Here is a 26,827-nt window from a genome sequence, read left to right on the forward strand (position 1 = left end):
GAAAGTTGAGGGTTCTCTTGTGTTTTCAGAAATTATGAGTATGTCAGTTTTCTGGTTGTGGCAGCTGACGTGTATTCATCGGGAGTAGCTGCGCTCATCTGTTGATGTGTGAGAAAGTTTCTGAAATAAAGGCGGTATTTGATCAGCCTGTAACTTTCCAGCTGTCGTTTAAAACGAGTGACGGAAAATATCAGTCCATACGCCATACCCCGGATGCGTTTCGAGTTGCAGAACATGGAGTAAAGTTTATTGAGTGTAAACGAGTAGAAGAGTTGCTGGAACTCAGTAAGAAATACCCTGACCGTTATATCTATGACGAAAAGGAACAATGCTTTCGTTCACCAGTGATGGAGAGGAAGCTCGACGGGACTGGTATTGGTTACGTTTATTTCACAGATGCTGATTGTAACCCTCGGTTTCTGGCTAATATCCGTCATCTGATGGATTACTTGCGAAATAGTAAACAGAAAGATATTCCAACTGAAATGGAACAACAGTGTATAAATTTTATTACCAATTCACCGGTCATGGAAATCGGTGAACTTCTGCGTCATCACCCGCAATTAAAGGCAGATAATATTCTGCAAATGGTTGCTGGTCGAAGGATATTTGTTGATTTGGAAAATGACTTACTTTCTGATCTGGAAACCTGCAAGTTATTTACTTCTGAAGCCAGTTGTCAGGTTTATTCATTGACCAGGGATGCCAAGCCTTCAAACAATTCTCAATTTTTGTCATCGATTAATATTCCCATTTCAAAGGGAATGATTTGTCGTCATGGGGAGCAACAGTGGTTGCTCCAGTCTATTGAGCCAGTGAAGCAAACTGTGTTGGTTGAAATTACTGGGGGAAAAAAGACTCAATTGAAACCATTTAAGTTAGAGGATGTCAGAGGTCTCATTCAATCCAGAGAGTTATCGGTTGTTCATTATGAGCAGGAAGAAGATGTGCATACATCGCTTATGCTGTCTGCTAGCGAGGATAATCAAAAAAGAGCTTTGAAACGACATGCTGCTCTGAATCAGTTGATTGCAGGAGATATCAATCGCCATCAGGCTGCACAATATTTAGGGTGCAGTACTCGGACTATTCGACGATATTTGCAACGTCATGGTGAAGGTGTTACTCGCAGAGGCAATGGTTTACCTGAGTTAGTTGATAAAAATCAGGAAAAGGGTAATAGCGAAAGAGTCATCGGTGGTAGGTCTCTGGAGCTAGCCAATGATGTAATTGATTCAGAATATCTCTCAGCAAAAAATAAGAATGTTGCAGCTATTCATCGAGATTATGTTCGTCTTTGTAAGGATGAACATATTGAATCAGGCTCTTATAGCTGGTTGAGACGTTTGATTAAATTGGTTGATCTTGGTAAACGAGTTCGTGAACGGGAAGGTCATAAAAAATTCAAAGCAATGATGCCTATCACCACAAGTGATGGAGTAATTGAGAGCAGACGGGGCGCCCGTGCATATGAATATGTCCATATTGATCACACACAACTTGATCAAGCGTTAAAGTTTCCAAATATGAAGCCAGCAAAGCCATGGTTAACGGTTGCTTCAGATTCTTATTCCCGGGATGTACTCGCTGTTTATCTCACAATGAATAGTCCGTCAATTTATTCTGTACTGATGGTTGTTCGGGAATTAATCCAACGGCATGGTCGGTTTCCAGAATCTTTTTGTGTTGATGGTGGAGCAGAGTTTGAAAGCGTCGTATTTGAGCAGTTGTGTGCTTTTTTTTCAGTGACGATTCATAGCCGAAAAAGTAATCCTCGTGGTGGTTCAGCTGTTGAGAGTGTATTCAAGCAGCTCAATGAAGCAGTCATACACGGCTTGACCGGAAATACAAAGCTTATGAAAAATCCACGACAATTAACGTCAAAAGTCAATCCTTTTCAAAATGCACTTTGGGATTTTCAATCTTTGAAGCAGTTACTGGAGGATTATTTTTATGAGCATTACAACAAAACAGAACATCCTGCTCATATGTTGATACCGGATGATGTCCTTGCAGAAAGTTTGATTCTTCACGGTGATCGGGATAATCGGAAAATTGATATTAATGATGAGCATTTACAAATCATGATGCTTCCATACGATAAACATAAACGAACCCGTATTATTCAGCCGGTAAAAGGTGTTGAAAGAAAAGGAAAGTACTATGGGCATGATTTATTCAGTAGCCCTGAATGGTTGGGGCGTGAAGTTGAGATACGTATCGATCCTGAAGATGATTCTTATGTGTATTGCAACCTGAATGGCTGGAAGCGTTGTAAACGAGTGGCTGTTGAGGATCGCTATTATCCGGGGATTGATCGATCAGTAATTACTGAAGCCAGCAGCTTCACCCGGTCTTTTCATTCACAGAAGGCAAGGGCTGAACGCGCTGTACCTATCAACAGGAAAATTGCTGACAAAGAACGGGAGCTTAAAGAACAGCAGGAAGATGAAATGGCAAAGCCATCAAAATCCAAAACTGGCAAAAGGGTTCCTTCGCTGCGTATTGAACCGGGTGTCAATGATATCGATGATTTTTAGTGGTTTTACCGTTCCTTGCAGGTGTGCTTTATCAGAGTTGGGCTTGGTAGTAGCTAAGATCAATCCAGTTTTCATCAAGAAACTATTTCACCTGAAATAGTCGCTTATTTCAAGTTAACAATTACAAGGATTAAGGAAGGTCTGAAATGGCAAAAACTTTACACCCTAACCGAAAATTCGGCGATGACATTCTTCAATTACCCATCACGGACAGGGTTGAATTTTTTGCGGATAAGCAGATTAAACATCAGATCTTGAGTCAAGCCTACGATGAGCTTCTGATGAAGGCTAAAAAAATAGGGGGCGTTGAATTTATCGAGATGGTTGGGCCAACAGGTGCTGGAAAAAGCTGTGCTGCCAGAAAGTTTGTTGAGGATAAATTGGCAGAAAGCCAGGAGTCTATGAAAAATGATCCTCGTATGGTGCCAGTTATTAGTGTGCAATGTCCTGCATCGATTGGCGGTAAATTTGCCTGGGATCCGTTGTTAAAGAGTATTTTAAGGACTGGTGGTGATGCTTTGATTGATAGCGGGAGCTACGCTCTGGAATTTTCGGAGGGAGTCAGCCAGAAAGAAATTTCGAAGTTGTTGCTGAAAGATAACAAGGTCTCTGACTTGGTGGAAGTCATCCAAAACTTTCTATTTCAGCGGCAAGTGAGGTACCTGATTATTGATGAAGCTCAGCATATTATTGATGCCTGCAGAACACCCTTGGAAGCGCTTCAATGTATGGAGCTGCTGAAGTCCCTGGCAAGTTTGAGTGGCTGTATTATTGTCTTGGTCGGAACTTACCGACTGTTGCGCTTTGGTGAAACCAGTGCGCAGCTCGGAAGGCGGTCGGAGATTATCGAGTTGGGGCCTTATCATAGAGGCTCTCAGAAAGACCTTGATCATTTTGCTTATGCCCTTGATGGATTGCTTGCGCGCTATCCCATACGCTTTTCTGATGCTTTGTTTGACAAAGTCAGTGAAATTCATTTGGGCTGCTGTGGCTGTATCGGCATTCTGAAGGACTGGTTGACCAAGACATTGTACAGAACGCTTGAATCTGGTGGGGATTATGTCAGCGTTAAAAGTCTGATGGATAATAGAATGGATCCCCGGGAATTGAACCGGGTTGCCGCAGAAATCAAGATGGGTAAAGATTATTTTTCCAGGGTTACGATGTTCGATGTCGAAGACATGCTGTTGGGTGGGGGAACACAAATTCATAAAAAATCGGGGTCAAGGGGTGTGCAGCGCAAACCCAGTCATGACCCAGTGGGGCCGCAACTATGATGGCAACCTTTCAACAATTACCACGCACTGTTCTGTTTGGTTTGGAGCCAGCTGATGCCGGTGATGGATACATGTTTGAGTCCGTGGGGAGTTATCTGGTTCGGCTGGCCTATGCTCATCGAAAAGCACCGCATCATTTTCTGAGACATTTTCTGAACCCTGTTCTCGGGCAGGGGCAGGTATCCAATGATCTGTTTATAAGTTATGGCTTTTCTGCAATGAACGGCTATCGGCCTAAGGCAGAGGTGTATGTGAGTGCTTTGGCAGTATTTACCGGGCAGCGGGGCGTAGAGTTATTATCCATGTCTCCCTGGAAAACATTGCTGGATTCTATGGGCAAAGGGCTCTTTCACTCTTCAAAAAAATGGTGCCCGGAGTGTCTGTATCAATGGCGTAGTGCGGGGGAGGTTTTGTATGAGCCGTTAATCTGGAGTTTGCAAAGTCTGGAAGCTTGCCCCATTCATCAATGTACTCTGAAAAGTAGCTGTTCAGATTGCGGTGCGAGACAGTATATGGTTCAGCGCGTTTTGCCCGTGGGGTATTGTCCTGAGTGCGGTTCATTTCTGGGTGAACCGAGTGGTGAGGATGACAGGCAGGCACTTTCACAAAAGGAGCTATATCTCTTGGACCTGGTGGCTAGTCGACACCTGGTAATAGAGGGTGTATCACTTCAACAGTTATTGAGAGATGGCATTCGGGTTGTGATGTCAAGGCTGGGTGTGACTTCGACAAAAAAGCTTGAGCAATTACTTTCTTTTTCGAAAGCAACAATCAGTCAGTGGTTTTCTGATGGTAAGCGTGGAACCAGACCGACATTGAGTACCTTGCTGAATTTTTGTGTTGCTGTGCAGGTTAGTCCGGCAGACCTGCTGTTTCACCATAAGCGGATTGACCCGGATGCGAAAATTGCAGAACTGGATGGGCGACAATCATACGATAATGCTGACAAGCTCGATTGGGTTGAGTGTCAGTTAACGAAAATTGTAAATGATCACAGCGAGATCATTTCGGTGAATCAGGTGGCAGAACAGCTCAAAGTTGGGGTGAGTTACCTGCGTTATCACTTTCCGGAAAAAACTGCCGAACTGGTTGCGAAAAATAATGAGCTTCGGGCAAAGCAGCGGAAGGCTCGAAATAAAAGAAAAATTTCGTTGGTTGAGGAAGCCTGTCAGCATTTATTAGATGGCGGTGTTTTTCCTTCCCATAATTATGTGCGGGCAGCCTTGAAAAATGAGTTGAAAAATTTTGGCTTTGGGGAGTTTACTGAAATATGGCGAGAGGTAACTGAAAAGCTGTAAAAATATCCATTCAAAGATTTCCTTTCTGAAATTCCTTTCTGTTTCTCTGTAAGAAAAATCCTGGATATTAACGTGGCTATGGCTTGCACATATTGTGCGGTCATGGGCTATGTCGTTTGGTAAGTTTACAGAATTTTCGTATTTTTCAGGCAGTTATTGGGGAAATTTATTTTGCCGAAACTTGTCCGGGAATTTTTCTGAGGAAGTGTCCGCTTTCCTAAGTATTATGAGGGAATCTGAGCAAGAAAATGTCCGCTTTTCTGGAAAGCGTATGTGCAGATAAAAGGATTTGTCGGAGAAGTTGTCCAAACGGACAATATCCGTGATCACGGACAGGAAGGAATAAAACATTAATCATTGGTACCAGTGGTCGGACTCGAACCGACACGCCCGTGAAGGCAACGGATTTTGAATCCGTCATGTCTACCAATTCCATCACACTGGCATTTGATGTTGCTGAGCTTATGTTATCTGTTCGCTGATTTCAAAACTTTTTCTCATCGAGTGAAGAGTTGAGTCTGGCTGGCGAAGTGGCGGTTGCTCAAGTGCGGCGAAGTATATCAAAGAGATTATTGAGATCAAGCAGTTATTGAACAGTGAGAGCAAAAAAGTAAGTTAAGTCCGTAACATGGCATGGGATAGCCCTCCTGACACTTCCTTCGTTTTGCAGTATCCTTCGGTGCTTTTTTAATATGACTGGTTTTTCTGTGCTTTTTTCCCATAAGTGGCGTGGGCTGCTTTTGGGAATGAAGACATTAACCACCGGATTGTCCATGCAAGTCAGTGATTTTGATTTTGATCTGCCCGATGAGCAGATTGCCCGGTTTCCTGCAGAGGATCGTACCGGCAGCCACCTTCTGTGCCTTGATGGTAATAGTGGTGAGGTTAGGCATCAACAGTTTTCTGATATAGAAAGTCTGCTTGAGCCCGGTGACCTGTTGGTGCTGAATAATACCCGGGTGATTCCGGCCCGTTTGTATGGTCAGAAAGAGACGGGTGGCAAAATTGAGGTGCTGATTGAGCGAGTGGAGGAGGATAATCTGGCGCTGGCCCAGGTAAGGGCCAGCAAGTCGCCAAAGCCGGGCGCTGTGTTATTGCTGGCAGATGGCGCGGTGCGTGTTGTTGTGGAAGGGCGTCGGGATTTTCTGTTTATTCTCCGGTTTGAAACATCGGTTTTACCGCTGCTGCTGGAACACGGCCACATGCCATTGCCGCCTTATATTGACCGTGAAGATGGTGATAGTGATCGTCTGCGTTATCAAACGGTGTTTGCGGCAAAGGATGGCGCGGTGGCGGCACCAACGGCAGGGCTTCATTTTGATGAAGCATTGCTGGCGCGTCTTGAGGCCAAAGGCGTTAAGAAAGTATTTGTGACGCTTCATGTGGGTTCAGGAACGTATCAGCCGGTTCGGGTTGAAAAGATTGAAGACCATGTGATGCATGCGGAGTATATCGAAGTTTCTGAGGCCGTCTGTCAGGCGGTGCGGGAAACCCGTGCCAGGGGTAATCGTGTTGTTGCGGTGGGTACCACGTCGGTGCGCAGCCTTGAGTCGGCCTCGGCATCCGGTGAGATTGCCCCGTTCCAGGGGGATTCCAGCATCTTTATTTATCCGGGTTATGAGTTTCGCAGTGTGGATTTGATGGTGACCAATTTTCATCTGCCGCAATCCACCTTGTTAATGTTGGTCAGTGCTTTTGCCGGTCGGGAAAATGTGCTGGCTGCCTATAAAGAAGCCGTTGAGCAAAAGTACCGCTTCTTCAGTTACGGCGATGCCATGTTGCTGACCCGTAAGGTGGACTGATTCAATGAGTTTGACGGGTTGTCGTGCCTCCGCACTCCGTTCGTCCTGAGTGCTGAGCTTGTCGAAGTATCGAAGGACCCATAGGGCCTAAAGGCGGAAACTCCGGACTCTGATAGATCGTGCCAAGCACCCTTCGTCCGTGCATCCTGAGCGGAGCCGAAGGGCGCTCAGGGTGAACGGAGATCGTACACGTCAAACTCATTGAAACCATGTACTAGACACTGTCGAGTTTAATAGAAGGCGTGTCTTTGTAGTTTAAGAGAAAGAGCTATACAAAATTCATGACAAGAGAATGCTTTATGCAGTTTGAGCAGCTGGCTACCGATGGCAAAGCCCGTCGTGGTCGGCTGACTTTTCCCCGTGGCACGGTTGAAACACCATGCTTTATGCCCGTGGGGACCTATGGCACGGTAAAAGGCATGTTGCCAAGGGACATTAAAGAGATTGGTGCAGAAATTATTCTGGGTAATACCTTTCATTTGATGCTGCGTCCGGGCACCGAAATTATTCAGAAGCATGGCGACCTGCACGACTTTAACCAGTGGCACGGTCCGATTCTGACAGACTCCGGTGGCTTTCAGGTTTTCAGCCTGGGCAAGTTGCGCAAAATTACCGAAGAGGGCGTTTCTTTCCAGTCTCCGGTGGATGGTTCCAGGGTGTTCCTGAACCCGGAGATTTCCATGCAGGTTCAGCGTGAGCTGGGTTCGGACATCGTGATGATTTTTGATGAGTGTACGCCGGGTGATGCTAATGAAGAGCAGGCGCGTACCTCTATGGAGCTTTCTCTGCGTTGGGCGGCTCGTTCCAAGGCCGCTCACGGTGAAAGTCCTTCTGCCCTGTTTGGCATTATCCAGGGGGGCATGTTTGAAGAGTTGCGTGATGTGTCCCTGGCAGGTCTGACCGAGATTGGCTTTGATGGTTATGCCATTGGCGGTCTTTCCGTGGGTGAAAGCAAAGAGGATATGATGCGTATTCTCTCCCATATCACCCATAAAATTCCCGAGAGCCATCCCCGTTACCTGATGGGTGTTGGCAAGCCGGAGGATATTGTTGAGGCGGTTCGTCGTGGTGTTGATATGTTCGACTGTGTCATGCCAACCCGTAACGCCCGCAATGGTCACCTGTTTGTCGATGAAGGGGTGATCAAGATCCGCAACTCGGCCCACAAGATGGATGAGCGTCCACTGGAAGAGCACTGTGATTGCTATACTTGCCAGAATTTCAGTCGCTCATACCTGCACCATCTGGATAAGTGTGGTGAGATTCTCGGCTCCATGCTGAACACCATCCATAACCTGCGCTATTACCAGCGGGTGATGGCCGGTCTGAGAGGTGCTATCGAAGAAGGTAAGCTGGAAGCGTTTGTTGCCGAGTTCTATCGCAAGCGTGGTCAGGATGTTCCTGACTGGGGTTGATATTTTCTGGATAGTCCCAACTAACAGTCTGTTCGTGTAAATACGGATAAGGTCCTGGGCTTGATGCTTTTGGAATTGGGCTCCGCCACCGCTTTTGCCCGCTTTCGGCGAAGGGGTGGGTTCCGGACTGGTTGTTTTTCAGGTAAATTGCTGCGTCAACGGTAATAATACGATTAGGAGTATTGGAATGATTCCTTTCATCAGTCAGGCACACGCTGCGGCAGAAGGTGGTGCGGCTGCTGCGGCAGCTGGACCGGGTATGATCGGTCAGCTGGTCATGCTGGGTGGTTTTGTGCTGATCTTCTGGCTGCTGATCTGGCGCCCCCAGAGCAAGCGTGCCAAAGAGCACAAAAACCTGATTGCCGGTCTGGCCAAGGGTGATGAGGTGGTCACCACTGGCGGTATTCTTGGCAAAGTCAGCAATGTAACGGATGAGTTTGTGACCCTGCAGGTTGCCGACAATATGGAACTGAACTTCCAGAAAGGTTCTGTGGCCGCTACCCTGCCCAAAGGTACCATCAAGGCCATCAAGTAAGTTTTAGAAAAGCAGCCTTGTTTGGCTGCTTTCTTTTACCAAATGGACTGTGCCATAGGCCTGAAGCCCGGAAAAGACTTTCCCGGTAAAGGCCGTATAACAATGCCGCTATTGCGCATCACTATTAAATCAGGAACCGGTGAGCCATGCTCAATCGCTATCCATTGTGGAAGTACCTGCTGATTCTGGTCATCGTAGGTCTCGGGTTTATTTATGCCCTTCCCAATCTTTACCCCGCAGACCCGGCAGTACAGGTGACGGGTGCCAGTTCGTCCAGAGTGATGGATGAGCGTGTTCAGCAGCGTGCTGAAAAGGCTCTGGCAGCGGCCAATGTTGATATCAAGTCTGTTGAACTTGACGACAAGGCATTGCTGATTCGTCTGAACCGTGCTGATCAGCAGCAGTTGTCAAAATCGCTGATCAAAGAAGCGCTTGGGGATGACTATATTGTCGCCATCAATCTGGCCCAGACGACGCCGGAATGGTTAACTGCTATCGGGGCCTACCCCATGAAGCTCGGGCTTGACCTGTCAGGGGGTGTTCACTTCCTGCTGGAGGTCGATACGGCGAAAGCCCTGCAGCTGAAAATGGATATTGCCACCTCAGAAATTCGAACGTCCCTGCGTAAAGAAAAGCTCCGCTATCGCACCATGCCTGAACGTGCCGATGGTGCACGACAGCTGGCATTTAATGACGTGTCATCCCGTGACCAGGCTGCCCGCCTGATCAACACAGATTTTCCTGATTTGACGGTTGAGAACGCTGACGTTAATGGTCGCCCTGTACTTTCCTATCGCTACTCTGAAACGGCCATTAAAGAGATTGAAGATTATGCGGTGCGTCAGAACCTGACCACGGTCCGTAACCGTGTCAATGAGCTGGGTGTGTCCGAGCCATTGGTTCAGCGTCAGGGTCGTAACGGCATCGTTGTTGAGTTGCCCGGCGTTCAGGATACGGCAGAAGCCAAGCGTATTCTGGGTAAGACTGCTAACCTGCAGTTCCGTCTGGAAGCGCTGCCCAATGCTTCCAGGGCCAGCACTGAGTCGTTCAGTTTCCGGGATGCCCGTCGTCCTGCGGTGGATCTTGAACGGGATATCATCATTACCGGCGACCAGGTGTCCAGCGCCCAGTCCAACTTTGATGCCCAGACCGGTCAGCCGCAGGTTAATATCAATCTGGACAGTCATGGCGGTGCTGTCATGAACCGCGCTACCCGTAATAACGTGGGGCGGGCCATGGCGGTTATCTTTATTGAGCAGAAGCCTGTGACCAAAGTGGTCACCAAAACAGTCGACGGTCAGCAGGTTAAGGAAACAATCCCGGGTTTTCAGCAGGAAGAGAGTATTATCAGCCTGGCCACCATTCAGAGTGCGTTGGGTAATCAGTTCCGTATTACCGGCCTGAACTCCACTGCCGAAGCTTCTGAGCTGGCGTTGTTGTTGAGAGCGGGTTCCCTGGCTGCTCCGATGTATTTCGCTGAGGAAAGAACGGTGGGGCCAAGCCTGGGTGCGGAGAATATCCAGATGGGTATTCATTCCACCGTTATCGGTCTGTTTCTGCTGCTGATCTTTATGGTTGTGGTTTACCGGGTGTTTGGCGTGCTGGCGAACCTTGCCCTGGCCATGAACCTGGTGCTGCTGGTGGCGGTGATGAGTCTGTTTGGTGCCACACTGACCATGCCGGGTATTGCCGGTATTGTGTTGACGCTGGGTATGGCGGTGGATGCCAATGTGCTGATTTTTTCCCGTATTCGGGAAGAGATTCGCGGTGGTCGGCCGGTGCAGCGGGCGATCCATGACGGTTTTGACCGGGCGTTTGTGTCCATTTTCGACGGTAATATCACCACCCTGTTGGTGGGTATCATCCTGTTTGCCGTGGGAACCGGGCCAATCAAAGGTTTTGCGGTCACCCTGTGTATCGGTATTCTGACGTCTATGTTCACAGCCATTGTTCTGACCCGTGGCCTGGTCAACCTGACCCATGGCGGTCGTAACCTGAAGAAACTGTATATTTGAGGTGGCAGTGGTGAATGATTTGAAAGTCATCAATTTCATGCGGCTACGCTCCTACGCTTCGGTGTTGTCGCTGTTGTTAATGCTGGGCTCTGTTGGTGCTCTTGCGGTTAAGGGGATTAACTGGGGGCTGGATTTTACCGGCGGCACGCTGATTGAGCTGGTGTATGATCAACCGGTGAAAACGGCTGATATCCGTGATCAGCTGGCAACCGCCGGTTATGACAACGTTGTCGTTCAGGAGTTTGGTTCGGCCGAGGATATTCTGGTTCGTATTCCCGGCGATGATCCGAAAATGGGGGCGTCAGTTGCCGGTCTTCTGGGGCAGAACTATGACGGCAATGTTGAGGCTGTGCGCGTTGAGTTTGTCGGGCCCCAGGTGGGTGAGAGGCTGAGGGAGCAGGGCGGCCTTGGTATGCTGTTCGCCATGTTGCTGATTACGCTCTACATTGCTTTCCGTTTCCAGTTCAAATTTTCCGTTGGTGCGATTCTGTCCCTGGCTCACGATGTGATTTTTACCCTGGGTCTGTTTGCCCTGTTAGGGTTGCAGTTTGACCTGACGGTGATGGCGGCGCTGCTTGCAGTGATTGGTTACTCACTGAACGACACCATTATTGTTTATGATCGTATCCGTGAGAATTTCCGCAAGCTGAGAAAAGGGGATGCCGATGAGGTGATCAATGTCTCATTGACCCAGACCCTGGGGCGTACCTTGGCCACTTCCGGTACCACCTTGATGGTGTTGCTGGCCTTGTTCCTGTTCGGTGGCGAAATGATCCATAACTTTGCCCTGGCATTGATTGTGGGTGTGGGTGTGGGTACTTATTCCTCCATCTATATCGCATCCAATATGCTGATCTACATGAGAATCAGCAGGGAGGATCTGATTGTTCCGGTGAAGGAAAATGAAGACTCTGAGCAGATGCCATAACACATCGGGTTGAAGAGGTTAAAAACCGGCAATTTTGCCGGTTTTTTTTTTGGTCTATAGTAAATTTCTTGCAAGGCAGGGCACCATAAATACCAATTAAAGAGGTTGCTATGTTTACGGGAAATAATTTTCATCCATGTGGTCATGATGTAACCGTTAGCCATCGCAGAACAGATTCGGGTGCCCGTGGAGGGGCAGATGGTTCTTTTGATAGCCGCTCTGTGAGACCTTCACAAGACTCTGCTTCGCAATATTCACAATACATGAAAGATCGGGAAACACTGTTTGGACGACCGCAGGCGCATTGTTCTGAGCATTGTCCTGGCGAGGGTGGTGATCGTCTCAGGCATCGTGACAGCATCATACCGATATTGTCGGATAGGTTTGAGGCAAAACTGAATGGTGGCACTGAGGCAGCAACAAAAGAAACCGGTGGCAGCAGATTTAACACCGACAAGTACAGGGACGAATGGCTTGCCGGGCCAGAACCGAACAGTGTGGTTGTGGCAAATGGAACACCACTTGATTCTACCTATGCGTGTTTGAATGGCAAAAATGGTTCCACCCAGGTGGTAAAAGTATTGAAACGAAATGATGTTGCGCCTGAAACAGCCTGTTTAACGCAGGTGATGAGAAGTAATTGCCAACTTCCTTCCTCTGAGATGACGATTGATTTAACGCCGGTGGTGGTCACTGATGACTGCTGGGATTCAGTGGCGCTCCATATTCAGCTTCTCACGACTGCCAAAAGTGCTCCCCGGGCCTCCGGTGGGCGCGAGCCAGTGACCAAGACCTGGCAAACTATTTCAGGGGCATTTCTGCAAATGTGTCACCGTTCCGGTTGTCCACTGCAAGACTCCCGATCCTATTTATTCAAGGATGGTGATCATTTTTTGGTGGCCAGTGTAACGCTCAGATCCACTGGCGATGTCCGGGAGTCGACTGTTGGCCTGCTGGCCAGGGATGCCCGGGTTTCAAGCATTACCGCCAATGCCAGTTTAAGAAAAAAACTGAACATTACTGATATTCCCGCGGCTATCAATATCGGGAAGCTTGCCGAAAAGTTTGACTACAATGGTGAAGCTTACGGTATAGGTGGTGCGAATGAGGCCATTCGACAGTTTATAGATGCGTTTATCAGTCCACGACTAGTGCCGGATAAGCTGAAAAATACCATGAAATGTCAACTGACCAGGGGTGGGATTCTTTCGGGGCCTCCGGGTACGGGTAAAACGCTGTTTATTCGGGTTATTGAGTCCTTACTCAAGGAAAATGGCTTTACCGTATCGACCCGGATTATTTCCGGGCCAGAGGTTTTTAACAAATATGTTGGTGAGTCGGAGCAGCGGGTCAGAGCGATTTTTTCGGATGACGACCCGGAAAATAAACAGAGTATTCGTCTGGTGTTAATTGATGAAATTGATTCGATGCTACCGGCCAGGGGGAGGGCGGGCGATAATGGCACCGGGGATAAAGTTGTTAATCAGTTTCTGACCTGCCTGGATGGAATTGAGGAGCAAAGTGGCCTGATTGTTTTCGGCACAACCAATCGGCCAGACCTGATTGATCCGGCCGTGATGCGCCCCGGGCGCATGGATATGCAGATGAAGTTTAATTTGCCAGAAGGCGACCAGCGTCTTCAGATTTTAAAGATCCAGACCAGGAATCTGTCGGATGGCGGGATGTTGAATCCGGATGTCTCTCTTGAAGAGCTGGCGAAAAATACCGCCGGCTTCAGTGGTGCTGAACTGGGATCCCTGGTGGAGAAGGCGATGCAATCGGCTCTGCGCAGGGGGCAGGGGCTGGCAGAGAGCGACACTTTTTTCTGTCCTCAGGCGCTCAGTCAATTAGCGACATTGGATGTCTGCATGGCTGATTTCAAATGGGCTTTTACCCGGGTTCAGCCACAGTTTGGGAAAAGTAATTTCATGTCCCTGGCGGGGAAAACCTTCAAGTACGATGGCTATTTACCAGAAATGGTCAGTCAGCTTAAGACGACACTGGCTGATTTTAAGCGGGATGATTCCCGCTCTACCCTGCGTATTCTTATTACAGGTCCTCAGGGTAGTGGTAAATCAACACTGGCTGCCCTGGCGAACCATGAGTTTGGTTCTTTTTGCAGCTATGTGTCGGCCACCGATGTGGTCAAATCCAGGGATCGCACCAGACCGTTGAATGATGTATTTGCACAGCGGCGTAATCATCAGACCAATCCTGACTGTCATTATGTCGTGATTATTGACGATTTTGATACCATGATTAACTACGATGGTGCTTTCTATGACCGTGCCATGGTGTCTGTGCTGGATGCTCATACCAAGCAGTCTTTGCAGGGGCTGGAGGGAGGGAAATTACTCACGCTCGTTACCGCGACAGCACATGAAGAGGGTGGTGCTGATTTTCTTTCCCGCCTGTTTCCCGATGATCTGGTGTTCAAAACGATCGGTAAGGAGAAACTGCAAAATATATTGCCTGCTGATCATGGGCAGGGAAGGTCTGGCTGAGGTAAGGGATGAAGTGAGGCGGAAAATAGCCTCACTCTAAATGGGGTTAGTAGCGGAACATACCTTCGGTAACGAAAGGCCTGATGCGCTTCAGTACTTCTTTGAAGCAGCCGCTGTTACCGGCAACGATCTGGTTGTTCTTCATGTAGGTATGACCACCTTTGAAGTCACCAACCAGTCCGCCCGCTTCCTGAATCATCAGTACGCCTGCTGCCATATCGTAGTCCTGCAGGCCGATTTCCCAGAATGCATCCAGACGACCGGCAGCCACATAGGCCAGGTCGAGAGCGGCAGAGCCAGCGCGACGGATACCAGCAGTATCCCCCAGCAGGGTTCTCATCATATTCAGGTAGCTGTCCAGGTGGTTGATGCCCGGGTGCATGAATGGGATGCCGGTACCGATCAGTGCGCCGTCCAGATTTCTCCGGTTGCCAACGCGAATGCGTTTGCTGTTCAGGGTGGCACCGTGGCCACGGCTGGCGCAGTACTCTTCCTCTTTGAGCGGGTCGAGAATAACGGCGTGCTCAAGGCGTCCGCGGTATTGAACCGCAATGGAAACCGCAAAATGAGGGATGCCATTGATGAAGTTGGTGGTGCCGTCAAGCGGGTCGATGATCCAGAGGTAATCTTTGCCTTCACCCTTGCCTTCACGGTGTCCGCTTTCTTCACCGTAGAAGCCATGGTCAGGGTAGGTTTTGCTCAGAGAGGCGATAATGGCCTTCTCAGCAGCCTTGTCCACCTCAGTTACAAAGTCGTTACGGCTTTTGAATTCGATATTAACGTGGTCGAGATCTTTGTAGGCGCGGGCTATGATTTCGCCAGCCTGGCGTGCTGCACGCAGCGCCATATTAACCATCGGTTGCATAGGCTTAGTTACATCTGAAATGTGAAAGATCGTATGGGGATGGAATTGTACCGGATTCAACGATCCGATTGTATCCTGGACTGTGAAAATGACTGTCGTTCAGAGGGTAGCAACATTTTCACGAAAAAGTGGGGGCGCATTCTGACAGGATGCCCTTTAACTTGCAATGGAGTATGTGCGTCTGCCGGTCGGTAGTTTTACTATAAGCTTGGCATTGGCCGTAATTTGAGTACACTGACTGGCTGATACTACATGAAGCTAGAGATTCCTGCGGTGCTCGACAATTTTTCCGAGAACATTTCCATAGTACTGGTCAATCCTTCCCATCCCGGTAACATCGGGGCTGCTGCCCGTGCCATGAAAACCATGGGGTTAAGCCAGTTATGTCTGGTCGCGCCGGATGAGTTTCCATCCGGCACCGCAACAGCCCTGGCTTCTGGCGCTGACGATATCCTGAGAAATGCCAGGGTTTGTGCAACATTGGATGAGGCCCTGGCGGATTGTCAGTTTGTGGTGGGTACCAGCGCCCGGGTAAGAGGTGTTTCTCTCCCGCTGGTGGACCCCCGAGCATGTGCCCGGAGTATTATTGACGAAGCAGTGACCCATAAGGTCGCCCTGATTTTTGGCCGGGAAGATAAAGGCCTGACCAATGATCAGTTGCGACGCTGTCATCTGCAGGTTCATATCCCAACCAATGAAGAATTCAGCTCTCTCAATCTGGGGGCGGCGGTACAGGTACTCTGTTATGAGTTGCGGATGATGCAGTTGCTCAGTGCTGATACCCTTGAGATGCCCGAGCCCCGCAGTCATGAGTTGGCAAATATGGAGGATATGGAGCGTTACTATGACCATCTGTACCAGGTGTTGCTGGAGATTGGTTTTCTCGATCACAGCAGCCACGAGAAGATTATGGCCAAATTGCGTCGCCTTTATGGGCGGGTTCGTCCGGATCGTGTTGAGCTGAGTATTCTTCGGGGGGTTCTGTCAGAAACCCAGCGATGTCTTGCCACGAAAGAAACAGAATGAGCAGGACATGGATAATAACAGACAGGCGCAGACCATGTTTGAGCGAATAAAAGAAGATATTAAAACAGTAATGGACCGGGATCCGGCGGCACGGAACACCTTCGAGGTGGTTACCAACTACCCCGGGCTGCACGCGTTATTGCTGCACAGGGTGTCGCACAAACTCTGGACGTCGGGGTTTTTCTGGCTGGGGCGCATGCTGTCAACATTTAATCGCTGGTTAACCGGTATTGAGATACATCCGGGCGCTACCATTGGTCGACGCTTTTTTATCGATCATGGTATGGGGGTTGTTATTGGAGAAACGGCGGTCATACACGATGATGTCACTCTTTATCATGGTGTGACGCTGGGAGGTACTTCTCCCAATAAGGGCAAGGAGCATCCGGCGAACCAGGGTAAGCGGCACCCGACGTTGGCTAATGGCGTCGTTGTGGGAGCTGGCGCAAAAGTGCTTGGACCATTTGTGGTAGGAGAAGGAGCGAGAGTTGGGTCAAATGCGGTGGTTGTGCGTGCAGTTCCGCCGGGGGCAACCGTTGTTGGTATTCCCGGCAGGATTGTGAAGAAGTCGGAGGTGACCGATAGCAATGGTGAACGCCGTCATGCCAATGCGGAAAAGATGGCGGAGAAAATGGGTTTTGATGCCTATGCCGTCACATCTGAAATGCCTGACCCTACCGCCCATGCCATCTCGGCTATGCTGGATCATCTCCATGAAGTGGATTCCCGCTTTGATACTTTGTGCCAGGTGTTAAAAGACCATGGTCTTGAGTGCAAGGTGCGGCCATTGCCAGAGTTAAAGAAAGAAGACTTTGCACCTGTGAAAGAGGAGATTACCAAATCTGCGTAAAGCATCGCCCAATGCGGGCGGTGATATAAGCAACAAGCCCGTAGAGGGCTTGCAGAACCGGAAATTATAGTTATTTACAGGTATTTAGCGTTTCTGTGATATTCTCTGTATGAAAACAAAACGTGCCAACAAAGAACGATTCTATCCAACACTTGGGCAGGAAAAGCTACTGGCTCAATCGTTTGGTTGCTCCCGTTTTGTCTATAACAACACGCTCCGGTTCCGTACTGATGCCTACTACCAAGATGAGAAATCTATCTCTCATTCCGAGGCAGAAAAACGGCTTGTGTCGCTCAAGAAAGAGTTCCCATTTCTGGCTGACGTTTCCAGCGTGATCCTGCAACAAACACTCAGGGATCAGCAAGAAGCCTTCAAGAACTTCTGGGCTGGCAGGGCTAAATACCCTAAATTCAAAAGAAGACAATCAAGGCAAAGTATGCGGCTGACAAAGGCTGCTTTCAGCATGAAAAACGGCCAACTGTTCATCGCCAAAAGTAAAGAGCCGTTAAATATCCGCTGGAGCCGACCACTGGCTTCTGAGCCTTCCAGTATCACCATCAGCAAAGATCGGGCAGGCCGGTACTTTGTCTCTATGCTTTGTGAGTTTGAAGCTAAACCAATGCCTATCAGCAACAAGACAGTAGGCATTGATTTAGGTTTAACCGATCTGTTCATCACATCGGACGGTAAAAAATCCGGCAATCCCCGTCACTCCCGACGCTATGAGCAAAGGCTCGCCTACCTTCAGCGTCAACTGGCTAAAAAGCAGAAAGGCAGCAACAACCGAGCTAAAGCAAAACTCAAGGTTGCCCGTCTTCATGCAAAAATAGCCGACTGCCGGATGGATGCTACCCACAAGGCATCCCGTACACTCATTAACGAGAACCAAGTTGTGTGCGTTGAATCGTTGAATGTGAAGGGCATGATCAAAAATCCAAAGCTGGCAAAACACATCGCTGATGCCAACTGGGGAGAGTTTGTCCGACAACTGAAGTACAAGTCTGATTGGGCCGGTCGTGCTCTGGTTGAGATAGACCAATTCTTTCCCAGTTCCAAGCGATGCTCCTGCTGTGGGTTTGTCCATGAAAGTCTGCCGTTGTCTATCCGTGAATGGGATTGCCCTGAGTGCAAAACCCATCACGACAGGGATATAAACGCAGCAAAGAATATCAAAACCGCTGGACTGGCGGGGTTGGCCTGTGGAGCGACTGGAACGGGGGTAGCAGCTTAAAACCCGCTATCTAGGGAAGGCGTGTTGAAGCAGGAAGGTTCTTGGAGCGATCTAAGAACCCTCGCCCGATAGGGCGGGGAGTGTCAGTTCATCGCTACCGTAGCTGTGAGTTAATTTAAACTGACTGGCTTTCAGGTGATGATCGGGCTTTTTTCCTGGTTTGCGCGAGTGGCAAGTGGTATGTGGTGCTTTGTTCCAGAATAATTGTTCCGGTCCCGTGAGCAGTTCCTGAAACATTGCCGCAGCATTTTCTGCTGAAATTGTTGCGGCAAAGGTATTGCATTTTTTAGAAGTATTGATAATATGCGCGGCACTTCAGTCGGTTAGCTCAGTTGGTAGAGCACCACCTTGACATGGTGGGGGTCGCTGGTTCAAGTCCAGTACCGACTACCAGATTTTTATCTTTCCTCAGTAATATCCCTGCATAGCCAGCGATAGCCATTTTGACGATTGGCATTGTTAATCTTAACTTCGCGTTGTCTATTCTCAATTCTTTTGGATTCGTATTCCAAATTTGCAGTCTGGGTCCATGAAGTACGCAATCATCGCTTGCACATTTGGAAATCTTTTTGAGTTGACACAACTGTCACTGAGTTCGGCTATTGATCCATCGGTTCGTTTTACCAGTGTGCAGAAATGTTTAGCATTCTGGTCGACACAGACAGCCGTCCAATTCTGTTGCAATACCTTTGCCATTGATGATTTGGGAATGATGTCATAATTTACGTGTAGCTCATTTGGAATACCAAATAACCATGAAGGGAAAGTGTTTCCACGATCAATGGGATTATTAAATTTCTCTGGAAGGTGTCTGGTGCGATTGTCTGTTTGTTTTGTTGATAGTTGGTATTTATAGAAGCTGCTCCAGTCCTTGGCCAGGTTAATAGCTTTTGCGCGTTCTTTGCTTTCTATATCTTTTATTCTTTCTTTCTCACGATGCAGTTTATCTTCCAGCTTGGCTAAATCTTTTTCATGTCCCGGTAGGAGTAGTTCATTAAGAAAAATAGACTCTGCTTTTTCATCTATCTTTTTTTTATGGGCTACTGGGTCTTTCTTTTTTAGGTCTTCAATAGTGGCACGTTTTTCTTTATTGTCGATAGCTGTTTGTTTTATTAGACTTTCAAGATCTGCCCGTTCCTTACGAAGATTTCTAAGGCTCTTTTGAATTTTACGTTTTTCTTTAATCTCTTCGTTCGGTATAGGGTGTGTTTCCGGGCAAAGAGCATCCTCGCCAATAAGCTGGTAGGCAGTGACGAAAAAGAGATAATTCTGGTTATGTATTTCACACTGATTTTGTGAGATTGGCAGGCAATCATAGTCTCTGTTTTTAATGCCTTTCAGGGGAAGGTCTTCTGGTTTTGCGTCGGGTGATCTGGCTGCATGGTACATGCTTCTTTGCATTTCTTTTAATTTGTCTAAATCATTCTGCAGTTTTTGAGTGGTATTGCACCATTGACCGCTTTTGAATTGCTCGCGGTAGAGAGCAAATGTATTTTTGAGTGCGCTGCGAATACGTGATTTTGTCTCGGGGTCCCAGCGAGAAGCATTATCAGGGCCGGGAATGTTTATCAGATCAATTTCAGCATCGATATTGTCCAGGAATTGTTGGATTTGCCATTGCACCTTCCCTGAAGGGGGTTGTGCAGCAGTCATTGTCGGTCGTGTCAGTTTTTTTTCGCTTTGATATTCACGCGGTTCAAGGGGCTTTTGTTTGATGGGTGAGCTTTTGGGTTTTGTTGCAGGAGATTTTGTGTAGGGCGTGGGTGGCAGAGATGCTTTTAATAAACCAGGTGTTGCCTTGGTATGTTTCTTGGGAAAGGTCTTATCTTTGCCCCGTAACGCAGATTTGTCCCATTGGGCGGCAGATGTTGCTGTTGCCCATTCAGTGTAATGTTCTTTTATGGCCCTGTAATTTGGTAGTTTGGCGCAGGTTAAATCTATTTTGAACTTACCGTTTTTTCCGGGCATGTAGTGAATTTGCCCATCCAGCGATGTGATGGCTGCGGCATCATCGTTAAAGTATGCACTATCTGTCTGGTTTTCCAGAAGACTTTTAAGTCTTTTGTAGTGTTCATCCGTCAGCAGGTTTTCAGATCTGGATGATGCATTGGCTGATGCCGTTCGTGGGCCTGGAGTCGGGTATTTTTCTTTTAGTGTTGCATCATTGGCTGGCCTGACCAGGGATTTGCTGGCGTTGTGCGGTGCAACCCTGAGTTGCGCGAGGCTTTTAATCTGTGGAGGGAGTTTGTCGTAAAATGCCTTCGCAAGCGCTAGATTGAGTGGGCTGTTTTTGTGTTCGCCAATCTCTTCGTTGACAATGCAGATAACCTTTCTTCTATTGCTTATCAGGCATGTGTTTTCTGTGTCCAGTCGATATGTATCGTCTAAAAGGTGTTGCTCGAGTTGTGCAGAAAAGCTTTGGATCAGGGCTGTGTAGAGTTGAGTATCCATTGTTGCAATCCTTGGGTAAATAATGATTCTCGGTTGATTCCTTTGTGGGGGAGTCTCAATTTCAGACAGGTATTTTCTCTAAAAGATCCCCGGTTAACGCTGTTGTCAGTGAAACTAACTCAGCAGGAGGGGCGTTTGCTGGTCAATTGTGGTGTGCCAGCTACTGGGAAAAGTGTCTTTGAAAGTTGGAACTGCTTTCTATAAAATGCCGAAAAAATATATGAATCTGCTTTTTAACATCTTTTTTATCTACGATTTATTTGACAATTTGTTTAAGTTTTATCGCTAATAGTTGACTGTTTTGCTAAGGTATTTCATAATGCCTCGCAAGTGCCTTGAGTCTGTAAATATTCTGCTGTCCGGGGAGTCACAGTTAAGAAACATGGGCTTAAGGTGATCATGAACGGATAAAGAGTGATAACTCTGCCTGAATAGCAAGAGAGATGCTGTATGAGATTGACGACCAAAGGACGTTATGCGGTGACCGCCATGCTGGATCTGGCACTTCATTCCGATCAGGGGCCGGTTTCTCTCGCAGACATATCGGATCGTCAGGAAATCTCTCTCTCTTACCTGGAACAGCTGTTCTCCAAGCTCCGTCGTGGTGATCTGGTTTGCAGTGTGCGGGGGCCCGGGGGAGGCTACCGACTCAGTCGTGGTACTGAAGCTATTTATGTTGCCCAGGTGATCGATGCTGTTAATGAGTCCGTAGACGCTACAAAGTGCAAGGGAGCAGGCGGTTGCCAGAAAGGTGTAACCTGTCTGACCCATCACTTGTGGCAGGACCTGAGTGAGCAGATTCATTCGTTTCTTGGAGGGATCAGCCTCGCTGATCTTGTTGCGCGCAGGGAAGTGCAAAGTGTTGCTATTCGTCAGGATGAGCAGCAAGACAACAAAATTGCCGCTGACACCATCCTGTAAGGCATCTTTATTACAGAGCTTTAAAGATGCGTGTGTAGTGGCATGATGATTTTAACCCTTTGCGAATCAAGGGTATTGAGCGTACTGACCGCCTGGAGATGTACCAGATGAAATTACCTATTTATCTCGATTATTCCGCAACAACGCCGGTTGACCCGCGAGTGGCTGAGAAGATGATTCAGTGCCTCTCTCTTGAAGGTAATTTCGGTAACCCGGCTTCCCGCTCCCATGTCTTTGGCTGGCGTGCTGAAGAGGTTGTTGAAGATGCCCGTCGTCAGGTTGCCGATCTTATTCATGCTGATCCAAGAGAGATTGTCTGGACGTCCGGTGCTACTGAGTCCGATAATCTGGCCATTAAAGGTGTTGCTCATTTTTACAGCAAAAAGGGCAAGCACATTGTCACCTCCCGAATTGAACATAAGGCAGTATTGGACCCTTGCCGTCAGCTGGAGCGGGAAGGGTTTGAAGTCACCTACCTGGAGCCTGACAGCGATGGCCTGATCACGCCTGAAATGGTGGAAAATGCCCTGCGTGATGACACCATTCTGGTGAGTTTGATGCACGTCAATAATGAGATTGGTGTGATCAACGATATTGAAGCCATCGGCGAGCTGACCCGTTCACGCAAGATTGTCTTTCATGTGGATGCGGCACAAAGCGTCGGCAAAATTCCGCTGAATATGGCAACGATGAAAGTTGATCTGCTGTCCATTTCTGCCCATAAACTCTATGGCCCTAAAGGCATTGGTGTTCTTTATGTGCGCCGCAAGCCCCGAATTCGTCTGGAAGCCCAGATGCACGGTGGCGGTCATGAGCGGGGTATGCGCTCCGGTACTCTGGCCACTCACCAGATCGTTGGTATGGGTGAGGCATGCCGTATTGCTGCGGCGGAGATGGATTCAGAAAGAGCGCGTCTGGCGGTGTTGAAAGATCGAGTGCTTTCCCAGCTGTCCGACCTGGAAGAAGTCCATGTGAATGGCTCTCTTGAACAGCGGGTTCCGGGGATTTTGAATATCAGCTTTGCCTTTGTTGAAGGGGAGTCTCTGATGATGTCCCTGAAGGACCTTGCTATCTCCTCTGGCTCAGCATGTACCTCCGCCAGCCTTGAGCCATCTTATGTGCTGAGGGCCCTGGGCTTGAGTGATGAGCTGGCCCATAGCTCCCTGAGGATCAGTCTGGGTCGCTTTACTTCAGAGGCTGAAGTGGATCATGCCGTAGCAGAGATCAGAGAAGCGGTTGCAAAACTGAGAGAGCTGTCACCGCTATGGGATATGTACAAAGATGGCGTTGACCTCAGTCAGGTTGAATGGGTCGCACACTGATTTTTTATGAAGTTTTGCCAAAAACAAAACTTCAGAGGAGAGAAAAATGGCATACAGCGAAAAGGTTATCGATCACTACGAGAATCCACGCAACGTAGGTAAGCTTGACCAGGATTCTCAAAGCGTGGGTACTGGCATGGTCGGTGCTCCAGCCTGTGGAGATGTTATGCGTCTTCAGATTCAGGTTAATGATGAAGGCGTTATTGAAGACGCACGCTTCAAAACCTATGGTTGTGGCTCTGCTATTGCTTCCAGTTCTCTGGCAACCGAGTGGATGAAGGGCAAGACGCTGGATGAAGCGGCAACCATCAAGAATACCGATATTGCCGAAGAGCTGGCACTGCCACCGGTTAAAATTCACTGTTCGGTACTTGCTGAAGATGCCATCAAGGCGGCAATCGATGATTATCGGGCCAAGCAGAAGCATGATGATGCAGCTCCAGCTGCCTGATGCGGTTCCGGGTATTCATGTGCAGAAGTGCTGTCTTTAAATAGTGCAGGAATATAGCCGGTGGAATCGTTTGGTTTCCCGGAAGTGGATGGAGTTTTAAATGGCAATTACCGTAACCATTGCGGCTGCCCGTCACATTAAAGGGCAGCTTTCCCGCAGGGGCAAGGGACTCGGCATAAGGCTGGGTGTACGTACTTCGGGATGCTCTGGTATGGCCTATGTCCTTGAATTTGTGGATGTAGTTGATGAAAATGATCTGGTTTTTGAAGATCACGAAGTCAAAGTGTTTGTTGACCCGAAAAGTCTGGTTTACCTGGATGGCACAGAGCTGGACCTGGTAAAGGAAGGGCTCAACGAAGGTTTGCAGTTTAACAATCCGAATGCTGCCAGTGAGTGTGGTTGTGGTGAAAGCTTTAATGTTGCTGATGCTGGCTGACGGTAATTTTGAAGCTTTCCGGCTTCGTTAATACTGTTAAAGAAGTTGGCTGACACTTTTGATCTGCCTTCCGGCCCGGCTGGTTCTCACTGGTCGGGCCTTATTTGTTTAAGGGGTGTTCCTTTTTGCTGTTGAATGCTCCGGGTTTGTCATTTCTGACTTGGGAATAGATTGCATTGTGGTTGATTTAACCAAAAACTATTTTGAGCTTTTTGAGTTGCCTGTTTCCTGCCAGGTTGACTTGCAACGCCTGTCCAGTCAGTACCGTGCGTTGCAACGGGCAGTTCATCCTGACCGGTTTGCCGGGGATGATGAGCGTCAGCAGCGTATCTCTATCCAGTATGCTTCCCATGTTAATGAGGCCTTTGACACGCTGAAACAGCCATTGCCAAGGGTGATCTATTTGCTGAAGATGGCAAGCCGTGATGTTGATATGGAGCGCAACACCATTATGGATCCCGGATTTCTGATGGAGCAGATGGAGTTGCGTGAGGCTGTCGCGGATATCAGGTCTGCATCAAATCCTGAGCAGGAAATTGAGAGGCTGGCCAGTCAGGTGGATGCTGATATTCTTCGATATCTTCAGCGGTTTGAAGGCTTCTGGTCATCTGGAACAGAGCAGGATCTTGAACAGGCAGAAACGGTTGTCAGAAAGATGCAGTTCATGGTAAAGCTGGCGGCTGAACTGGAACAGCTGGAATCCGAGTTGTTGGACGATTAATCAGGAAGAGAAGAGGCAGATATGGCGTTACTGCAGATTTCCGAGCCGGGACAGGCTCCGGAACCTCATCAATACAAGCGTGCTGTAGGCATTGACCTGGGAACCACCAACTCCCTGGTTGCAGCTGTTCGATCAGGTGCTGCTGAGACGCTTCCTGATATCGATGGCCATCATACCTTGCCTTCTGTTGTTCACTACGGCGAGCAGGGAATTGATGTTGGCAACAGCGCAAAAGCCAGTGCGCTGATTGACCCGGGCAATACCATTGTCTCTGTCAAGCGCATGATGGGGCGCGGGCTTGAGGATGTTGATGCCCTTGGCGGTGTGCTGCCTTACCAGTTTGTAACCGACGCTTCGGGAAAAAGCGAAGGAATGCCGTTTATCAAAACCCGCAGTGGTGACGTCAGCCCGGTTGAAGTGTCTGCCGAGATTCTCCGTTCCCTGGTTGGTCGTGCAGAAGAGACGCTGGGTGGTGATCTGGATGGTGCCGTGATTACTGTACCGGCGTACTTTGATGATGCCCAGCGACAGGCAACCAAAGATGCTGCCAGGCTTGCAGGGCTGAAGGTCTATCGTCTGCTGAATGAGCCTACTGCGGCAGCCGTTGCCTATGGTCTGGATCAGGGTGGTGAAGGCATTATCGCTGTCTACGATCTTGGCGGTGGTACTTTTGATATCTCAATTTTGCGGCTGGAGAAGGGCGTATTTGAAGTAATGGCCACCGGCGGGGACACTGCCCTGGGTGGTGATGACTTTGACCGGCTGGTGGCACGCTGGATGCTTCGTGAAGCGGGGGTTGATGAGTCCTCAATTAACCCATTGCAGCTTCGGGAAGCGATGGTTGAGGCTTGTCGGGTTAAGGAAGGGTTGACCGACGGATCTGAAGTGGAAGTCAACTTTGGTGAGTGGCGTGGTACGCTTTCCCGCGCGCAGTTTAACGAACTGGTAGACCCCTTGATTGATCGTACCATTCGGGCATTCAAGCGATCCCTTCGGGATGCCGGGCTGAAGGCGAATGAGATTGATGAAGTGGTTATGGTGGGTGGCTCTACCCGCATGCCAAGGGTTCGTGAACGGGTTAAGGAATTTTCCGGCAGGCAACCGTTGACCTCCATTGACCCTGATCGGGTCGTGGCCGTTGGTGCAGCTCTTCAGGCTAATGTTCTGGCTGGTAATAAATCGGCAGAAGATATGCTGCTGCTGGATGTGATTCCACTCTCCCTGGGGCTGGAAACCATGGGCGGCCTGATGGAAAAGGTGATTCATCGCAATACCACCATTCCGGTCAGTCGGGCTCAGGAATTTACCACCTGCAAGGATGGTCAGACGGCCATGGCTATTCATGTCTTCCAGGGGGAGCGAGAATTGATTCGTGATAATCGCTCCCTTGCCCGGTTTGAGTTGCGTGGAATTCCTGCCATGCCTGCGGGCGGTGCTAAAATCCGTGTGACCTTTCAGGTGGATGCGGATGGTTTGCTGGGTGTTGCTGCGGAGGAATTGTCCACCGGGGTTAAGAGCAGCATTCAGGTGAAGCCTTCTTATGGTCTCAGTGATTCTGATATCTCCCGAATGCTGAAAGATTCGTTTGCCCATGCCGGTGATGATCGTGATGCCAGGGCGCTGCTTGAGCAGCAGGTTGAGGCTGATCGGGTTGTTGAAGCGCTGGTAGTTGCGTTGGATAAGGATGGCCAGACACTGCTCGATAAAGATGAATACGGTGCATTGCTGGCAGATGTTGAATCGCTGAAACAGTGCCGTGAAACCGGTGATGCCAAGTCCATTGCCCGTGAAATTGAACGTATTGCCAAGTCCAGTGAAGAATTTGCTGCCCGTCGAATGAACCAGGGTATTCGTCAGGCTCTTTCCGGACAGAAGTTAGATGATTTGGAGGAGTTCTGAATGACTCGTATCGTTTTTCTACCTCACGATGAATTGTGCCCGGAAGGTGCTGTTCTCGAAGTTGAGCCCGGAGTCACAGTGTGCGACGCAGCTTTGCAGAATGGTATTGAAATTGAACACGCCTGTGAAAAGTCCTGTGCCTGCACCACCTGTCATGTCATTGTCAGGGAAGGCTTCGACAGCATGGAAGAGCCGGATGAGCTCGAAGAAGATATGCTGGACAAGGCCTGGGGGCTTGAGCCTGAGTCCCGGCTGAGCTGTCAGGCTGTGGTGGGTGATGAGGAGCTGGTGGTAGAGATTCCCAGGTACACCATTAACCAGGTTTCTGAACGTCGTTGAT

21 protein-coding genes and 2 tRNA genes are annotated in these 26,827 nt (G+C 48.7%); 20 read left to right on the plus strand and 3 right to left on the minus strand.

Annotation, left to right across the window (positions count from 1 at the left end; all coding sequences use genetic code 11):
* Nucleotides 1-104 precede the first annotated feature (104 nt).
* The 3 genes from ACO6UY_RS15400 (at nt 105) to ACO6UY_RS15410 (ending at nt 5,115) form a co-directional block, all read left to right on the plus strand.
* Nucleotides 105-2,540 carry a hypothetical protein gene (locus ACO6UY_RS15400; RefSeq protein WP_422490528.1) on the plus strand — a complete coding sequence of 812 codons (2,436 nt, stop codon included), beginning with the start codon at nt 105-107 and terminating at the stop codon, nt 2,538-2,540.
* Nucleotides 2,541-2,686: 146 nt separating this feature from the next.
* Nucleotides 2,687-3,817 (plus strand): TniB family NTP-binding protein, encoded by a 1,131-nt coding sequence (locus ACO6UY_RS15405; protein ID WP_422462255.1) that lies wholly within the window; start codon nt 2,687-2,689, stop codon nt 3,815-3,817.
* Nucleotides 3,814-5,115 carry a TniQ family protein gene (locus ACO6UY_RS15410; protein WP_422462253.1) on the plus strand — a complete coding sequence of 434 codons (1,302 nt, stop codon included), beginning with the start codon at nt 3,814-3,816 and terminating at the stop codon, nt 5,113-5,115. The genes ACO6UY_RS15405 and ACO6UY_RS15410 overlap by 4 nt, the downstream gene beginning before the upstream one ends.
* Before the next feature lie 358 nt (nt 5,116-5,473).
* Here the strand turns inward: ACO6UY_RS15410 and ACO6UY_RS15415 are convergent.
* A tRNA-Leu gene (locus tag ACO6UY_RS15415) sits at nt 5,474-5,560 on the minus strand.
* Nucleotides 5,561-5,888: 328 nt separating this feature from the next.
* Here ACO6UY_RS15415 and queA point away from each other — a divergent pair.
* The 6 genes from queA (at nt 5,889) to ACO6UY_RS15445 (ending at nt 14,314) form a co-directional block, all read left to right on the plus strand.
* The gene (gene queA, locus ACO6UY_RS15420; RefSeq protein WP_422449557.1) at nt 5,889-6,917 is read left to right on the plus strand and encodes a tRNA preQ1(34) S-adenosylmethionine ribosyltransferase-isomerase QueA; all 1,029 of its coding nucleotides are present in this window, start codon (nt 5,889-5,891) and stop codon (nt 6,915-6,917) included.
* Nucleotides 6,918-7,198: 281 nt separating this feature from the next.
* Nucleotides 7,199-8,332, plus strand: coding sequence for a tRNA guanosine(34) transglycosylase Tgt (tgt, locus tag ACO6UY_RS15425; RefSeq protein WP_194246433.1), 1,134 nt, complete (start codon nt 7,199-7,201; stop codon nt 8,330-8,332).
* A 187-nt stretch (nt 8,333-8,519) separates the two neighbouring features.
* Nucleotides 8,520-8,867 (plus strand): preprotein translocase subunit YajC, encoded by a 348-nt coding sequence (gene yajC / locus ACO6UY_RS15430; protein ID WP_101746272.1) that lies wholly within the window; start codon nt 8,520-8,522, stop codon nt 8,865-8,867.
* Between the two features lie 146 nt (nt 8,868-9,013).
* Nucleotides 9,014-10,882 (plus strand): protein translocase subunit SecD, encoded by a 1,869-nt coding sequence (secD, locus tag ACO6UY_RS15435; RefSeq protein WP_422448477.1) that lies wholly within the window; start codon nt 9,014-9,016, stop codon nt 10,880-10,882.
* A gap of 10 nt (nt 10,883-10,892) precedes the next feature.
* Nucleotides 10,893-11,810, plus strand: a complete 918-nt coding sequence (gene secF / locus ACO6UY_RS15440) for a protein translocase subunit SecF (RefSeq protein WP_101746270.1) — start codon at nt 10,893-10,895, stop codon at nt 11,808-11,810.
* A gap of 110 nt (nt 11,811-11,920) precedes the next feature.
* Nucleotides 11,921-14,314, plus strand: a complete 2,394-nt coding sequence (locus ACO6UY_RS15445) for an AAA family ATPase (protein WP_422448473.1) — start codon at nt 11,921-11,923, stop codon at nt 14,312-14,314.
* Nucleotides 14,315-14,360: 46 nt separating this feature from the next.
* Here the strand turns inward: ACO6UY_RS15445 and ACO6UY_RS15450 are convergent, their stop codons facing one another.
* On the minus strand, nt 14,361-15,179 hold the full coding sequence (locus tag ACO6UY_RS15450; RefSeq protein ID WP_101746268.1) for an inositol monophosphatase family protein: 819 nt from the start codon (nt 15,177-15,179) through the stop codon (nt 14,361-14,363).
* A gap of 252 nt (nt 15,180-15,431) precedes the next feature.
* Here ACO6UY_RS15450 and ACO6UY_RS15455 point away from each other — a divergent pair, with 252 nt between their 5' ends.
* The 4 genes from ACO6UY_RS15455 to ACO6UY_RS15470 all read left to right on the plus strand — a co-directional run bounded on the left by ACO6UY_RS15455 (nt 15,432) and on the right by ACO6UY_RS15470 (nt 18,679).
* The gene (locus ACO6UY_RS15455) at nt 15,432-16,205 is read left to right on the plus strand and encodes an RNA methyltransferase (RefSeq protein ID WP_422465553.1); all 774 of its coding nucleotides are present in this window, start codon (nt 15,432-15,434) and stop codon (nt 16,203-16,205) included.
* Nucleotides 16,206-16,212: 7 nt separating this feature from the next.
* The gene (gene cysE, locus ACO6UY_RS15460; protein WP_422490529.1) at nt 16,213-17,055 is read left to right on the plus strand and encodes a serine O-acetyltransferase; all 843 of its coding nucleotides are present in this window, start codon (nt 16,213-16,215) and stop codon (nt 17,053-17,055) included.
* A gap of 109 nt (nt 17,056-17,164) precedes the next feature.
* Nucleotides 17,165-18,286: an RNA-guided endonuclease InsQ/TnpB family protein gene (locus ACO6UY_RS15465; RefSeq protein ID WP_422462245.1), complete on the plus strand. Its 1,122-nt coding sequence runs from the start codon at nt 17,165-17,167 to the stop codon at nt 18,284-18,286.
* A gap of 317 nt (nt 18,287-18,603) precedes the next feature.
* Nucleotides 18,604-18,679 (plus strand) — tRNA-Val (locus ACO6UY_RS15470).
* A gap of 93 nt (nt 18,680-18,772) precedes the next feature.
* Here the strand turns inward: ACO6UY_RS15470 and ACO6UY_RS15475 are convergent.
* On the minus strand, nt 18,773-20,737 hold the full coding sequence (locus ACO6UY_RS15475; RefSeq protein ID WP_422490530.1) for a hypothetical protein: 1,965 nt from the start codon (nt 20,735-20,737) through the stop codon (nt 18,773-18,775).
* Nucleotides 20,738-21,187: 450 nt separating this feature from the next.
* Between ACO6UY_RS15475 and iscR the strand changes: the two genes are divergently transcribed.
* The 7 genes from iscR to fdx all read left to right on the plus strand — a co-directional run bounded on the left by iscR (nt 21,188) and on the right by fdx (nt 26,826).
* Nucleotides 21,188-21,658 (plus strand): Fe-S cluster assembly transcriptional regulator IscR, encoded by a 471-nt coding sequence (gene iscR / locus ACO6UY_RS15480; RefSeq protein ID WP_269673865.1) that lies wholly within the window; start codon nt 21,188-21,190, stop codon nt 21,656-21,658.
* 107 nt (nt 21,659-21,765) lie between these two features.
* The gene (locus ACO6UY_RS15485) at nt 21,766-22,980 is read left to right on the plus strand and encodes an IscS subfamily cysteine desulfurase (protein WP_422490532.1); all 1,215 of its coding nucleotides are present in this window, start codon (nt 21,766-21,768) and stop codon (nt 22,978-22,980) included.
* A gap of 46 nt (nt 22,981-23,026) precedes the next feature.
* Nucleotides 23,027-23,431 (plus strand): Fe-S cluster assembly scaffold IscU, encoded by a 405-nt coding sequence (gene iscU / locus ACO6UY_RS15490; protein WP_066016291.1) that lies wholly within the window; start codon nt 23,027-23,029, stop codon nt 23,429-23,431.
* A 100-nt stretch (nt 23,432-23,531) separates the two neighbouring features.
* A complete protein-coding gene (iscA, locus tag ACO6UY_RS15495; protein ID WP_422448461.1) occupies nt 23,532-23,867 on the plus strand; it encodes an iron-sulfur cluster assembly protein IscA in 336 nt (111 codons plus the stop codon).
* A 178-nt stretch (nt 23,868-24,045) separates the two neighbouring features.
* Complete coding sequence (hscB, locus tag ACO6UY_RS15500) at nt 24,046-24,588, plus strand: Fe-S protein assembly co-chaperone HscB (RefSeq protein WP_422490534.1); 543 nt, start codon at nt 24,046-24,048, stop codon at nt 24,586-24,588.
* A gap of 21 nt (nt 24,589-24,609) precedes the next feature.
* Nucleotides 24,610-26,487: a Fe-S protein assembly chaperone HscA gene (hscA, locus tag ACO6UY_RS15505; RefSeq protein ID WP_422490535.1), complete on the plus strand. Its 1,878-nt coding sequence runs from the start codon at nt 24,610-24,612 to the stop codon at nt 26,485-26,487.
* Entirely contained in the window at nt 26,488-26,826 is a 339-nt protein-coding gene (fdx, locus tag ACO6UY_RS15510; RefSeq protein ID WP_101746260.1) for an ISC system 2Fe-2S type ferredoxin, read from the plus strand.
* The last annotated feature ends 1 nt before the right edge of the window (nt 26,827 follow it).

The organism is Endozoicomonas sp. ALE010 (assembly GCF_049310165.1).
GTDB lineage: Bacteria > Pseudomonadota > Gammaproteobacteria > Pseudomonadales > Endozoicomonadaceae > Endozoicomonas.

Bases quoted from the DNA above. Each gene is read 5' to 3' on its own strand.
- ACO6UY_RS15400 (WP_422490528.1), top strand. From the start codon at position 105: ATGTGTGAGAAAGTTTCTGAAATAAAGGCGGTATTTGATCAGCCTGTA.
- ACO6UY_RS15465 (WP_422462245.1), top strand. From the start codon at position 17,165: ATGAAAACAAAACGTGCCAACAAAGAACGATTCTATCCAACACTTGGG.
- iscU (WP_066016291.1), top strand. From the start codon at position 23,027: ATGGCATACAGCGAAAAGGTTATCGATCACTACGAGAATCCACGCAAC.
- cysE (WP_422490529.1), top strand. From the start codon at position 16,213: ATGGATAATAACAGACAGGCGCAGACCATGTTTGAGCGAATAAAAGAA.
- tgt (WP_194246433.1), top strand. From the start codon at position 7,199: ATGACAAGAGAATGCTTTATGCAGTTTGAGCAGCTGGCTACCGATGGC.
- ACO6UY_RS15450 (WP_101746268.1), bottom strand. From the start codon at position 15,179: ATGCAACCGATGGTTAATATGGCGCTGCGTGCAGCACGCCAGGCTGGC.
- ACO6UY_RS15475 (WP_422490530.1), bottom strand. From the start codon at position 20,737: ATGGATACTCAACTCTACACAGCCCTGATCCAAAGCTTTTCTGCACAA.
- secD (WP_422448477.1), top strand. From the start codon at position 9,014: ATGCTCAATCGCTATCCATTGTGGAAGTACCTGCTGATTCTGGTCATC.
- ACO6UY_RS15405 (WP_422462255.1), top strand. From the start codon at position 2,687: ATGGCAAAAACTTTACACCCTAACCGAAAATTCGGCGATGACATTCTT.
- queA (WP_422449557.1), top strand. From the start codon at position 5,889: ATGCAAGTCAGTGATTTTGATTTTGATCTGCCCGATGAGCAGATTGCC.
- ACO6UY_RS15445 (WP_422448473.1), top strand. From the start codon at position 11,921: ATGTTTACGGGAAATAATTTTCATCCATGTGGTCATGATGTAACCGTT.
- iscR (WP_269673865.1), top strand. From the start codon at position 21,188: ATGAGATTGACGACCAAAGGACGTTATGCGGTGACCGCCATGCTGGAT.
- ACO6UY_RS15410 (WP_422462253.1), top strand. From the start codon at position 3,814: ATGATGGCAACCTTTCAACAATTACCACGCACTGTTCTGTTTGGTTTG.
- ACO6UY_RS15485 (WP_422490532.1), top strand. From the start codon at position 21,766: ATGAAATTACCTATTTATCTCGATTATTCCGCAACAACGCCGGTTGAC.
- ACO6UY_RS15455 (WP_422465553.1), top strand. From the start codon at position 15,432: ATGAAGCTAGAGATTCCTGCGGTGCTCGACAATTTTTCCGAGAACATT.
- yajC (WP_101746272.1), top strand. From the start codon at position 8,520: ATGATTCCTTTCATCAGTCAGGCACACGCTGCGGCAGAAGGTGGTGCG.
- fdx (WP_101746260.1), top strand. From the start codon at position 26,488: ATGACTCGTATCGTTTTTCTACCTCACGATGAATTGTGCCCGGAAGGT.
- hscA (WP_422490535.1), top strand. From the start codon at position 24,610: ATGGCGTTACTGCAGATTTCCGAGCCGGGACAGGCTCCGGAACCTCAT.
- iscA (WP_422448461.1), top strand. From the start codon at position 23,532: ATGGCAATTACCGTAACCATTGCGGCTGCCCGTCACATTAAAGGGCAG.